The organism is Acidicapsa acidisoli, from assembly GCF_025685625.1.
GTDB classification, from domain to species: Bacteria; Acidobacteriota; Terriglobia; order Terriglobales; family Acidobacteriaceae; genus Acidicapsa; species Acidicapsa acidisoli.
Window position 1 is genome coordinate 1 of sequence record NZ_JAGSYI010000009.1, and the last position, 13,103, is coordinate 13,103.

The 13,103-nt window shown below is 53.3% G+C and carries 8 protein-coding genes; 5 read left to right on the forward strand and 3 right to left on the reverse strand.

What is annotated here, in order from left to right; translation table 11 throughout:
• The first annotated feature begins 553 nt into the window (after positions 1-553).
• From OHL23_RS28440 to OHL23_RS28455, 4 genes are all read left to right on the forward strand, one after another.
• Complete coding sequence (locus OHL23_RS28440) at positions 554-793, forward strand: acyl carrier protein (RefSeq protein WP_263355480.1); 240 nt, start codon at positions 554-556, stop codon at positions 791-793.
• 252 nt (positions 794-1,045) lie between these two features.
• The gene (locus OHL23_RS28445; protein WP_263355481.1) at positions 1,046-2,980 is read left to right on the forward strand and encodes an HAD-IIIC family phosphatase; all 1,935 of its coding nucleotides are present in this window, start codon (positions 1,046-1,048) and stop codon (positions 2,978-2,980) included.
• 446 nt (positions 2,981-3,426) lie between these two features.
• Positions 3,427-4,263, forward strand: coding sequence for an SGNH/GDSL hydrolase family protein (locus tag OHL23_RS28450; protein ID WP_263355482.1), 837 nt, complete (start codon positions 3,427-3,429; stop codon positions 4,261-4,263).
• Between the two features lie 8 nt (positions 4,264-4,271).
• Positions 4,272-5,729, forward strand: a complete 1,458-nt coding sequence (locus OHL23_RS28455) for an MBOAT family O-acyltransferase (RefSeq protein ID WP_263355483.1) — start codon at positions 4,272-4,274, stop codon at positions 5,727-5,729.
• A 207-nt stretch (positions 5,730-5,936) separates the two neighbouring features.
• Here OHL23_RS28455 and OHL23_RS28460 read toward each other — a convergent pair whose 3' ends face one another.
• Positions 5,937-7,235, reverse strand: a complete 1,299-nt coding sequence (locus tag OHL23_RS28460; protein ID WP_263355484.1) for a glycosyltransferase family 39 protein — start codon at positions 7,233-7,235, stop codon at positions 5,937-5,939.
• A 767-nt stretch (positions 7,236-8,002) separates the two neighbouring features.
• Here OHL23_RS28460 and OHL23_RS28465 point away from each other — a divergent pair.
• Positions 8,003-9,595, forward strand: a complete 1,593-nt coding sequence (locus OHL23_RS28465; RefSeq protein WP_263355485.1) for a GMC oxidoreductase — start codon at positions 8,003-8,005, stop codon at positions 9,593-9,595.
• 129 nt (positions 9,596-9,724) lie between these two features.
• Here the strand turns inward: OHL23_RS28465 and OHL23_RS28470 are convergent, their stop codons facing one another.
• The gene (locus OHL23_RS28470) at positions 9,725-11,092 is read right to left on the reverse strand and encodes an O-antigen ligase family protein (protein ID WP_263355486.1); all 1,368 of its coding nucleotides are present in this window, start codon (positions 11,090-11,092) and stop codon (positions 9,725-9,727) included.
• Between the two features lie 447 nt (positions 11,093-11,539).
• The gene (locus tag OHL23_RS28475; protein ID WP_263355487.1) at positions 11,540-12,955 is read right to left on the reverse strand and encodes an oligosaccharide flippase family protein; all 1,416 of its coding nucleotides are present in this window, start codon (positions 12,953-12,955) and stop codon (positions 11,540-11,542) included.
• Positions 12,956-13,103 lie beyond the last annotated feature (148 nt).

Genomic DNA, 13,103 nt, shown 5'->3' on the forward strand with positions numbered 1-13,103 from the left:
ACGTGTACGCATCCTACCGCCAAGGACTGGGCATGCTCCGCCAGGACGGCTTGATGACCTTGCTCTTCCTCGCTACACTCGCCAGCGGCTTTGCCATACGCCACGCCCTCGGTTTGGAACTACCCTTCCCGGGTATTCCACACTTCTAGGAAAGATACTGTACCGCCCTTTACCATCCGGGTGCTCGCCACAAACAGGCTCTTCAATTCTCGGCTGTTAGCTCGGAGACCTGTCAGATAACTCTATCAAACGATTGTTCCTCTGGAAGGTTCTTAATGTTTCTATAGGCGACGGCACTCAGTCTTGGCCTGCCCCTAATTTCGTATAGATGATTCCGCAAATGTACGACTCTCATTGTATTCCTGATACCAGGCTTCGATGAGCTGTCTTGCTTCGGCCAAGCGTTCACTTAGCCGAAAGCAACGGTTTCACTCCAGCTCTGGCCATTCTGGTCCAGAGTGCATCCCACGTTTCCAGGTGTCAGTCTCGGGACCCTACGCTACAATCTGTCATAGGGACACTCACTACGAGCAGATTGAAAAGGTCTTCCACCATGGATGAGTCAGATATCTACGCCCGGCTAACGGAAATCTTCGAAGACGTCTTCGATGATGATTCGATCACTGCGACTCCTGCGCTGTCGGCCAAAGACGTGGATGGATGGGATAGCCTGACCCACATTCGGCTGATACTCACGGTTGAGAAGGCGTTCAAAGTCAAATTTTCGACTTCGGAAATTGGCAAGATGGAAACCGTTGGCGACCTGGTGACGCTGATCAAGGCTCGAGTTTGAAATAAAGGCGGCCATTGCATCCGACCGAAACTGCCAGTACGTTGAACGGACTGGCTTTCCATCAGAAGAACTGAATGCAAGGCGACGAATTCGGGTACCGCCAGAAAGGCCCATTGCGTGTGGCTGTTACCCCCAAGAGAATTCGGAGCGTTCCGGAACGGTCTATGACCAGTTCGAGGAATTGTCGCCTCAACGTTCTCGATTTAGCTTGATGTATATTATGCACAACCAAGCGGTGTCAGGAATCGCAGGATGAATTCACTTTATTCGGAATTGCAATGGCTGCTGCCGGTGCCGAAGGATTTCTCTGACAGGCTGAAGGCGTTGGACAATTCGTCTGGTCCGCTGGGGAGCGAATTGCGTGCGTTGGCTCAATATGGTTTGAGCCTGAACCAACTAACGAAACTAGCGAAGGCAATTGCCAGGGCAAAGAGCGACGGCAAGTCTTTGGATCCACTGGTACCGTTCCGCCTTGCGGTCCTGAGCAACTCGACGATCGATCTAATGGTCCCGGCGCTGGTGGCGAGTGCTGCGCGGCGTGGCATAGCTCTTGAGGTGATTCAGCCTTCCTACGATCAGGTGGCTCAAGAGGCGCTGACGCCCGATTCGAAAGTAAATTCCTCGAGACCGGATGCGGTGCTTTTCGCACTCGATTATCGGGCCCTTCCTTTGAAGCTGTCCCTGGGGGACTCCGAGGGTTCGGCCGCTACCGTTGAGGGAGTCATCGGCTATCTGCAAGCGCTTCGTGATGGCATCAAGAAGCACTCGAACGCGGTTTGCATCTTTCAAAGCTTCGCTCCTCCCGTTGAAACCCTGTTTGGCAGTCTCGACCGCGCACTCCCTGGCTCGACTCGGAGTCTGATCGATGGAATCAACCGCGAGCTTGCTGAGCTTGTTTTACGTTCCGGCGATGTCCTGCTGGACGTCGCCGGACTCGCGGAGACCGTCGGTCTTGCGAACTGGCATGACACGCAACTTTGGAACCTGGCTAAATTTTCCTTTTCGGACGAACTCATTCCGCTCTACTGCGATCACGTGGCCCGTGTTGTTGCCGCGCTTCGGGGCAAGAGCGGGAAAGTCCTGGTCCTCGACCTCGACAACACTGTCTGGGGGGGGATCATCGGAGACGACGGCCTGGAGGGCATCAAGATTGCCCAGGGAGATGCGATCGGCGAGGCCCATCTTGCGGTTCAACGAATGGCTCTCGATTTGCGCCGGCGCGGAATTGTGCTGGCCGTGTCATCGAAAAACACCGATGAGGTTGCGCGTGCCCCGTTCGAACAGCATCCAGAGATGTTACTGAAGCTTGACCACATTGCTGTCTTCCAGGCCAACTGGAACGACAAAGCTACCAACATTCAGGCCATCGCTGAGGAGCTTTCGCTGGGCCTCGACTCAATCGTTTTTCTCGATGACAATCCGGTGGAGCGCGGGCTGGTGCGCAAACTGCTTCCTCAAGTTGCTGTCCCGGAACTCCCGGAAGATCCGTCCGCTTACGCCAGAACTCTCGCTGCGGGCGGCTATTTTGAAGCCGTTACCCTGGCAGCCGAGGATCTCAAACGCGCCAGCTTTTACCAGGACAATGCGAAGCGAGCCAGCTTGCAAAGGCAAGCGGGTGGCGTTGACGCGTATCTGGCATCGCTGGAGATGACCATTACCTTCCAGCCTTTTGATGGGAAGGGCCGGGCACGCATCGTTCAACTGATCAACAAATCCAACCAGTACAACCTCACTACGCGCCGCTATACCGAGCCTGAGATTCTCGAACTGGAGTGCGACCCGACAGTTTTCACCTTGCAGGTGCGTCTGGCGGACATCTTCGGCGACAACGGCATGATCAGCGTAGTAATTTGCAGGCCCGCGGGGAATGAGAAATGGGAGATCGATACCTGGCTGATGAGTTGCAGGGTGCTTGGACGCAAAGTTGAGCACATGGTTCTTCGCAAGATTGTCGAGCATGCGCACGCTGCTGGCGTTCACAAGCTGATCGGTACTTATCGGCCGACAGAGCGCAACAAGCTAGTTGTTGATCACTATGCCAAGCTTGGGTTTAACAAGGTACGAGAAGAAGAATCAGGCCTGACGGAGTGGGAGTTACTTATAGAGGGCACGACAGATTGGGAGGGGGTGCCCATGGAGGTTGTCTCGACCGGCTTTGCTATTGGTGCGGAGGCGCCGGTGTCATGACGCAATCAAGTCTGACCGAACCTCAAGCCGTAGAATCTGGAGCCGTAGAACCTGAGGTCGTAATGGAGCAGAAGTCGCGGCATCGAGACTGGGTACTCTTGCCAGTAGTTGGCCTGATGACGATTTGCATAATGGCAGTTTCGGCCGAGTTGCTTGCAAGGTGGTTCTATCCTGCCACTCAGGTCGGTTTCCAGAACTGCTTTGCGACGAACGATCCATCAGGTGACGCGGCCGTAAAGCCAAATAGCGTTTGCTGGGAAAAAACCGCAGAAAGCAATTTGAAGGCAGAGTACAGGTTCAACAGCAGAGGACATCGCGCCGGCACCGAGTTGAACCCCAAGCCTCCAGGGACGTTCAGGATAGTGTTGATAGGCTCGTCGATTACCCAGGGGCTATTTGTTCCAAGAGAAAAAACATTTGCCGCTCTACTTCCAGAGGAACTTTCTATGGAGAGCGGGCGGAAAGTTGAGGTGTACAACGAGGCCACAGGTGGCAAATTCAGAGGCGGACCATACCCAACTCAGAACTCTGTGCAGCATTTCGATCAAGTACTGGCCGCTCATCCCGACCTGATTCTCTGGGTTATCACTCCGACAGATATTACGAACGCCGGATCAAAAGAGAATGAGGATTCTACGGAGACGGGGGCCATTCAGGAGAATCTGCGATCAGCGACAGCCTCCGCAAAGCCCCTGCGTTTCTGGGACAAGATCGCGGCTTCGATTGCGAATGGAACGCTCGGCGAGCGGTTGAAATCTCGCTGGGAAGACACCCGAACATCTTTCGCGCTGAAGCATCTCCTGATCGCGAGCGAAAGTGAGAATGAGTATATTCAGTCGTATCTTCGAAACGGGGACAACGCCAACTTTCTGAAGACCGAACCTGACTCCAAATGGCAGAGGCAACTGCAGTACTTCGACGTCGAGCTGGCAGGAATAGTAGGGCTTGCTAAGAGTTCGGGTGTGCCCCTTATCGCGGTATTGGTGCCGAATCGCCCTCAGGCGGCAATGCTAGCGAATAGCGAGTGGCCGGCTGGTTACGACCCGTTTAAGCTGGAAAACGAAATCCGCGCGAGCATCATCAACCATGGTGGAAGCTTCATCGACATCCTCGGCGACTTCCGTCGCATCCCCGGCCCCGAGCGAGATTACTTTCCCGTAGATGGCCACCCCGATGGCGAGGGGCACGCAATCATCTCCAGGTTTCTGGCTAGGGAGTTAACCAGCGGGGCAGTGCCGGAGCTGAAAGCTTCGACTCCACCCGACATCGCAACGGAGCCTTGAGCATAATCATGGATACAGCATCCCTGCAATTTGTGCTGTTCGGGTTGATCGCCGCGGCACTCTCGAATCTCAGCCGTTCGCGTGCCTGGCGCTCGATGGTGATCCTGCTGGCCAGCTTGATCTTTCTGGCGATTCTGGCGAAGAGCGCTGTCGTGTTGATCCCGTTGGCTGCATTTCTACTCTTTGGCTATGGCGTTCTTGCGATGCGGGAGCGTGGCTGGTTCAGGAACTGGTTTGGGAGTGCCGCCTGGAGCATTCCGGCGGTAATCTTCGCTTACGTGTGGTTGAAGAAGTATACGTTCTTGCCGGAACGGTTCTTCCTGCACTTTCCCTACTTCACTCTTGGGCTTTCCTATATATTTTTTCGCGTCCTGCACCTGTTGATCGAAGCCAGTGAAGAAGCCGGAGCAGAAGAAAAGCAGCACATCGGCTTTGGCGCCTATCTGCTCTATACCTTGAATTTCACAACCCTCGTCTCCGGCCCGATTCAGCGCTACGATGAGTTTGCGCGAGACCAGTTTGCGGTTCAGCCTCTTCCTCTCGGACCAAGTGTGATTGGACTTCAACTGGAGCGTATCATTCGCGGGTTCTTCAAAGTTAATGTATTGGCAATGCTGCTGCACAGGATGCAGGAGAATGGGCTCGAGCAGCTTATGCAGCCGGTCTCGATTGAGCACAAGTTGTACGCCGCGACTCAACTGACGATCGCATATCCATTTTTTCTCTACGCTAATTTCTCCGGTTACATCGACATTGTGATCGCGTTAGCGCGCTTGATGCGGATTCGGCTGCCTGAAAATTTCGACCGCCCCTTCTCAGCATCGTCATTCCTGGATTTTTGGAATCGGTGGCATATAACACTCTCTATGTGGCTCAAGACTTATGTCTATAACCCGCTACTCATGGCATTGATGCGGCGCATCTCTTCGATTTCGTTGCAGCCATTTTTAGGTGTCATGTGCTTTTTCGTGACATTTTTTCTAATCGGCGTCTGGCACGGGCGCACATCGGAATACATTGTCTTCGGTATCCTCCAAGGCGGGGGAGTTGCGATCAACAAGCTCTGGCAACTTTGGCTCACACGTATCCTCGGCCGCAAGGCTTACAAGGATCTTGCCAAGAATGCGATCTACATTGCTTTTGGACGCGGCCTGACGTTCGGCTGGTTTGCCTTTACCATGTTCTGGTTTTGGGCAAATTGGAAGCAGATTGGCACGATCTTTTCTTCGATCAGTGTTGTTTCGTGGCTCGTCGTATGGCTGGCAATCTGGTTCGGCGCTACCGCGGTATTGGCAATGTGGGAGCAACTGCGTGCGATGGTGCTGACGCTCCGAACGCCGGAAGGGCCCGCGTTCACCAGCCGCTACGCCCTGATGGTTTACGCGACGGCTATGGGCGTGATTGCTCTCGTGATCACAGTTGTGCTCAATCAGCCTGCTCCGGCAATCGTGTACAAAGCATTCTAGTAAGAGACGAATTTGGAGCGAATAGAAGGTCTCACCCTTGAGAAGCTTATTTTTTGCACGCGCCGCCCGGCCTGCACCTGATCGATCCTCTGTGTTGCGTTGCTCTATTCAACGTAGAGTGAGCTGCTTCGGGGCAATCGATGCAGAAGATCGTTGCAAAAAGCTCTGAGGCCTCGCTTGCATCGCGAACTGGCCGGGTGCCAATATCTAGCCGGCCGCAACGACCGCCGGCGCTTTCTGCGTAGCTTTCTGTTGCGCAAAGGCGTTCAGCGCAACTCCAGCCAACATGGCAATAAACGGTAAAGCCGGAAAGTGATAGCGATCCTGGACGACGAAAACCGCATATAGCGCAGTGAAGTAGAGCCACATCAGGATAGGAATAGATGTGATGGTCGCCCAGATTCCGCGTTGCGTTGCCAACACTCCTGATCCAATCAGGCCCAGCGCCAGGACCAGCCACCAATACAGGTCATTCAGCAGCTTGAGCGGCCGAACGACCCGATCCCCATATCTCTCTGCTAGCCCTGGATTCCAATGTACCCCGATAGTCTCATGGTCATAAAGCAAAACCGCTTTTTTCAGAGTACGCATGATGAAACGGCCTGGGTATTGGCGTACATAGGCTTTCGCGATATTGCCAAGATAGATATCTCGGTCTGCTTCCTGCATTCTTGCCGCATCGGGAGGGAGATCTTCCGTTTTGCCATTGCTGGTAGGGTTATTACCTTCCCAGAAATTTACGCCTCCATTTGTCGAAATTTGTACAAAGCGTCCAAAGAGGCGGGTATTGCGGATGCTCCAAGGCGCAATCAGTACAGCCATAGTCAGCAAGATAATAGCGACACGCGCAACGGGAAGGAAATATTTTCTTTCACGAAGAATTTCGATGAAGCAAAAGACGACAGGAAGCACGAGTGCAACGGGACGAATGTAACACGTGGCTGCCGCCAGGACACCGATGAGAAAGGCCTTTGCCCAACGATTCAGCGGGGCCAGCTCCCAGACAGCCAACCAGACCAGCAAAAAAAAATTGAAGATCAACTCACTTCCCAAAACCGACGTGAACTCAATTTGCGAGGGCCAGAAGGTAAACACGAGGCCCGTGATGATAGCAACTCTTTCATTGAACCAGTGCCTGGCGAGGGCCATCGAGAGCCAGATAGTTCCAAGAGAGATCAAGATATTGAACACTACAATAGGCGTATACGTAAACCCGAAGATGCGATACAGGACCGAGTAAATGAACGAAGTACCGACTGGCCAATGTGCGGTCAGGTTTCCCGGACCCCATGCGTATCCGATGCCTTTCGCCAGGTTTTGCGCAAATACGTCGTATGCGAAGCTGTCAGACACTGGATGTACGGGTACCGCCACTGCCCACAAAATTCTCAATATCGCGGAGACTGTTAGGGTCGATATCAGAGCAGCATTCCAATGCTCCCGGTGCCAAAGTACTTTCATATTCTCTCCTTGGTCCAGGTATGGTTTGATACCTGCGTTATGCAAAACAGAAGCGAAGCCTATCTGGCAACCTATCCTTTATCCCCGACCGCAAGCTACCCCTACACACTTCAGGCGCTTCGATTCTCATTCAAAAAGACTCCTGCTCGAATTGATCAATCGTATCGAACAGGCTTGCCTGCACTTGCGTCACGAGGTAAGTACCGCATTTACGCCGTAATTCCACACCAAACTGATGCTGGTCCCCGATATGCCTGCCGCGCACACGGGTTCCATGTTGAATCAGCATGTTAGAAAAGGCTATGTCAATCACGGCACCTAGTGAGCGTTAGGCCGCTCCTTGTGGATTAGGCAATTGCAGCCAATTCAATCGATTGTCACAGGGTCTTGCTGATCCTAACGTGCGAACATGATCCGGCATTGTTCTGTGAACTATATTCTTCGACAGTAACGTGGTCGCCCAAGTTCGCCCTTATTAGAGAGGATTTTAGCATCTCGCTGATATATGGATCGCGCCAAAAGATTGCCGTCGTCTACAACGATTGGGGCATCCCTGGCACGTTCGGACAGGAAAGAATCGTCTAGAATGACCCTGAGCCTTAGACTCGCGACACTAGGACGCCGCCAGGGGATCACGCAGGGTCACTGCGTCAATAACCGCGGTCTGTTCCTTGCACGATGCACGCTCAGTACGGGACGGCGGACCAAAGTAGCGGGTTCCTCTGAGGTTCCGCAGTGATAAGATTAGCAATTCCAGCCAGTCCACCATTTTTCATGAAGTCCTCACAGTTCGGACTCTAAGGAGAGCTCGTATGCCACAAATGAGCGCGCAGGATCAAGGCCGAATATGGGATGTCGCCATCATCGGAGCTGGGATGGGTGGTGGCTTCACTGCACGCGCTCTTGCTGATGCAGGACATGATGTGTTGCTGATCGAACGCGGCATTGAAGAGAAATCGCCCCCCTCAGGCGATGAGACTCATGATCCTGAAGTGCGGCTAGCCGGGAGTAAATGGCCTACGCTGAGCACCTATGAGATTGATGGTGTAGTGAGCCGATTCTACGCTCCCATCGGGTCTGGAATTGGTGGCAGTACCAACTGGTACGCTGCGGCATTGGAACGATTCGCGGACATCGATATCGACTCGCTGCCGAATGCGACCCATCCTACTGGTGGGTGGCCCATCAGCTATCAGGAACTTCTTCCTTACTATGAACAAGCTGAGCGGATGCTTCATGTTGCCGGAACGATCGACCCACTGAGTGCGCATGGAGCAAATCATCTTCTGGAACCACCGCCCTTGGGACCTTGTGATACAGATTTTGTGCGCTTGTTCCAAAAGAATGGCCTTCATCCTTACAGACTGCACGTGGGCATTCGCTATCTTCCAGGATGCGATGAATGCCTTGGCAGGTTGTGCCAAAAGAACTGTCGGACAGACGTTCGCTCGGTGCTCACTGAGGCCCCGAGGAAGCCAACAATCATGGCTCGCAGCGAGGTAGTGCGGCTTGAATCCACTACCGACCGCGTAACCTGTGCGATCGTGGCTCAAGGCGACAAGCAGATCAGGGTCGAGGCCAAAGTCTTTGTGTTGGCGGCGGGCGCGATTCACACACCCAAGTTACTCTTGATGTCCAAAAACGACCATTGGCCAAATGGTCTCGCGAATCATTCCGACATGGTTGGCCGCAACCTGATGTTCCATGCAAATCAGAATTTTACGTTATGGCCGAGCGAAAAGCTGCCAAGTTCGGGGCCGCGTAAGTCAGTCTGCTTTCGAGATTTCTATTATGCGGACGGCGAGCGTTGCGGATGTGTTCAGTCAACTGGATTCGAGCTGGGATATGGCGAGTTCTTAATGCACTTATATCAACGCTTTGATCGCGGTGCACCATCGTATCTTAGGATGCTTCGACCCTTTTTGAGAATTCCTGCGGCCTTGACAATCAAGAGGTTCGGTCGCGGTACGATCTTTGTGAACCTCATTGAGGATCTTCCTTATCCCGAGAATCGCGTTGTGCTCAAAGAAGATGAGGCCGATGGTGTGAGCCTCAAATACACCATCAAGGCTGAACTGCGTGAGCGGGCCGCTCTCGTTCGAAGGCTTTTGACCGATCGCCTGAAAGGAAGGCGCTTGATTTTTCTCGCGCAGGATATCGAGCTCAACTATGGTCATCCTTGCGGCACATGTGTCATGAGCGATGACCCTTCCACCGGCGTAGTCGATCGGGACTGCCGGGCGCATGGCATCGCTAATCTCTTTATTGCAGATGGTTCCTTCATGCCAACTAGCGCAGCGATCAATCCATCCCTCACGATTGCAGCCAACGCCTTGCGGGTGTCCGCTGCGATTGATCGCAATCTCCTGGATTGGCGTGAGCTGGCAAAATCGGCAGGAGCGTAGCTGCGACAATTGTCGCTCCTATCCAATCCCTCAACGACCGACCTCTGGATTCTGCGGGTCGATTGCAGAATAGGTCAGCGTCAAGCGCAGCGTGAGGAAGTGGGACTGATCGCGCTTTCCTACAGGTTCCTATTCGAAAACCTGCCGGAAAACAAATTTGGGTTGTGATTCAAATGCCGCAACGGGTGCCGTCGATGTCCTTCGCGGCATAATCGATTGGCCCCAGCCAATCAGCAGGAAAGCAAACTGTGGTAACTGTTCCCCCATATATACCGTATAGAGCGTAATCCAAAGACAGGCCAAGGCAGCCAGCACACTTCCGGCAAAGGCGCGATCTTCCAGAGCTTGGAATCTCCATAATTGTGCAACCGCAGTACGGATAGATTCCGCACAAATCAGCACAAAAAGGATGTAGCCCAGCCTTCCTTGTATTAAGTGAACGCGCAGGAACTCATTATCGATTGACTTGCCGACCCCTTCAACTTCCGGTACTCCGTTACCACCCCAGCCAGTCCAACCTCCCATCTCTGCGACCGATTGCATACGCTCATTCATCCTGCGCCTGTACAGAGCACTCCTTGCCTGTTCGCTGACACTGTCATACTGATCGTCGCTGATATTTGTATACTTCGTGAAGTATTGTTTTGCTCCCAAAGCTCCCACGATAAGCGTCACTGCTACGAATCCGGTTATCAGTTTAGGTTTCCGGAACTTGGGAATTTGAAGGATAAGAAGCGCGACGACCAGTGCCATCAGAGGGCCGCGCTCCTGAGTAAGGAAGAGGTAGAACACCAGCAGAAGTGCAGGTACGTGGAATTTCTCGAGCTTTGAAAACAGCTTACCGAGGTTCCCAACTAATTTCCTTTTGTACAGAAAGACTAGCCACGCATTCAAAGCAAAGGTTATTCCAAGAGCGATTCCATCGATCTCTGAGGCCATAAATGACCCTCCCGCTTTGCCGTGTCCGGCCCTCATGTCTACGAACTCATCCATCGGGAGTTTCAGGATTCTGTTCCCAATGATGCCGTAGATATTCCGGTTCATCCACTGGTAGACGGCTATAGGGCCAGGCAAGAGCATCAAAATAACGATCCTTCGGACTACGGCTAAGCGGAAGTCAGGTTCTATCAACATCCTCCCTGTCATATAAGCCAGAATGAAATAGACGACGGAGCTGATAGCGGCAAAGATGCCGTCGGCTATTATCGGCTCATGCATGATCTCACTGATGGAAAGACTTATAGAAAACAAGACCACCAGAGTATCCATGAGCCGGAAAGATCCGCTTTTAACGAATCGCAGCAATGCTGCAATACCCACCGGCATGAGTGCGTATTCTGCGGCGGAGAACGGAGGGAGATGGGGTAATCGGAAGTTGTATTTTTCCGGAAGAAGAAGGAGTGAGGGCAAGTAAACAGACAAGAACGCCGTCTCAAGGCGTCCTCGAATTACAAGGAAAAGCGAGATAATGCCCGGCAGAAGAAGGATCGCGCTCATGCAGCCAGATTAACCGAAGACCGTCGGCGTGCGGTATCGGCATTTTCAGGAACTGGCATTGATTGCTTTCTTATGCTACCCCTTCGAAACTCTACACATTCGAACCTCTTTTTACCTTGCAAATGCAGATTCTAAGGAGTCATTGTGTGTCAGATAGGTGCTAAAATCGCGATTCTAGAATACGATTGATTGCGTTGAAGTGTCCAGGGTTTTCGCGATCTCAATCTTCCTTGGAGCCAAAGAAGGTTGTCAGGTTGAAATGGCATTGCATCTTGCCCCACGGGGCAAGATGCAATGCGGCTCAGGCTGCGGCCTGCATTTCGGTCAGTCTGTCTATTCGCTGGTCTCGTTTTGCGTTCGGCTTGTGGGGAGATCTCACGACGACCAACGTCAAAGCGCTCTTGCCATTGGGATAGGCGCCCAACGCTCGGCCGTACAGTACGTTGTCTAGAAGTGTGGAATACCTGGGAAGGGTAGTTCCAAACCGAGGGCGTGGCGTATGGCAAAGCCGCTGGCGAGTGTAGCGAGGAAGAGCAAGGTCATCAAGCCGTCCTGGCGGAGCATGCCCAGTCCTTGGCGGTAGGATGCGTACACGTTCACCAGATACATGGGTAGATCGCTGATGGCTACGGCGGCTACCGCGCCCACCATTCCAAAGTAGCTGTACCCGAGTGGCAAGAGGGCCAGCAATGCGACGAAATAGAGCAGATTTGCCAGCGCATTGTAGTGGGTCTTTTGCAGGGACATGATCGCCGGAGAGATCGTGCTGTAGAGCAGGGTGTGCCAAAGGCCCAGGCCAAAGATGGCGATCATCCAGGCCGCTCCGTGGTATGGCCTCTTGTACACATGCAGGATGAAAACATCGCCGACGCAAATCGTGAAGGAAAGCAGGACCGCGCCTGCGGCCAATACCATCATTCGGTATTTGAGGAGCACTTTGCGGAATTCGGGTCGCGGCTGGTGCGAAAATTTTGCGATGAACGGGAAGCCTACCCTCGACGAGAACTGGGAAATAATCTGGCGCGGCAGGTCCGATAGAGAGAAAGCAATTCCGTAGACTCCCAACACCTGGAAGGCGGTGGATTTCGGCAGGAGCTTGGGCAGAATCAGTCTATCCGACTGGTTGGCGAGGAAGGTGAGCGCGGTGCCAATCAGAATCCAGCGTCCGAACGTCAACAACGAACGCACGGCTTCCGGTTCCAGCACAAAACGGGGCCGGATTCCACCTTTTACCAGTCGATAGCTTAACAGCGTTCGCAGCAGTTCGGCAGCCAATCTGCCGACTACCAGCGCCCATATCGTTCGGTCGAAGTAGGCCCAGGCGATTGAAACGCCATAAAGGGAGAACTGACAGATGAGTTCCAGCAGTGACAACCTGCCGACTCCAAGATGCCGGGACAAGGAGAGCAGGCTGGGAGAACTGAAGCCGCCGATCACGCATCCGAAGCCTACAGCGGGTAAGAGCCAGAGCAGTCGCGGGTCATAAAAACGGGCTGCCGGCCAAGCCGCAAGCACTATTACCAGCCACAGCCCAAGGCCGCGCAGCACTTGAACGGTCCACGTCGTGTTAATAAACGCTTCCTCGTCACCGCGCGGATTCTGAATGATGTTGTCTTCTAATCCGATATGGGAAAAGAGGCTCAAGCCGACAATGATCGTCGTCAGCAAGGTCATAAGCCCGAACAGCTCCGGGGCGAAGAGCCTTGTCAGGATAATGCTGCCGCCAAATCGCAGTGCCAGCCCAAGCCCGTAGAAGCCGACAATAAAATAGGTGCCTTTGAGGGCGCGGGATTCAAGCGACCGAAAACGCGATTCGTCGCGATCCTCCGTGCTTATCTCGTCGATCTCGGTATCGATCGTCATCTCTGGCCGTTATCGCTTACATTCACTGGGAACAGTCCGATCCGCATCCCATCGTCATCGGCGCTGCATTCCTACTTCGCAAACTCACACAAGTCCTTGAATGACACATCAATCCAATATCCGATGCCCCGGAAACGAAAAACTGCCG